The 291-nt window shown below is 65.6% G+C and carries 1 protein-coding gene; it reads left to right on the top strand.

Features of this window, described 5'->3' with window-relative positions; translation table 11 throughout:
- Positions 1–291, top strand: a 291-nt coding sequence (locus EN851_RS35645; protein WP_135931134.1) for a DAK2 domain-containing protein, incomplete at both ends; no start/stop codon positions are given.

The raw sequence follows: 291 nt of genomic DNA, 5'->3' as shown, positions 1-291 counted from the left end.
CTTATCTCGCTCGAACAGACGCTGAACGGCCTGGACGCCAAGGCCGGCGACGGCGACACCGGCTCGACGGTGGCGACCGGCGCGCGCAGTGTACTTGACCGTATCGACGCACTTCCGCTTGCCGACAGGGCCGCAACGGTCGCTACAATCGGCGATACGCTGGGCGCATCCATGGGGGGCTCGAGCGGCGTGCTCTTGTCGATCTTCTTCACCGCCGCGGCCCAGTCTTTGGGTTTTGGCGCAACCCTCCCCAAAGCGCTGCTCGCTGGCCTCGGCCGTATGACCTTCTAT

It is taken from the genome of Mesorhizobium sp. M8A.F.Ca.ET.208.01.1.1, assembly GCF_004791315.1.
In the GTDB taxonomy this organism is placed as follows: Bacteria; Pseudomonadota; Alphaproteobacteria; order Rhizobiales; family Rhizobiaceae; genus Mesorhizobium.
This window is presented reverse-complemented; position numbering and strand designations above follow the sequence as displayed.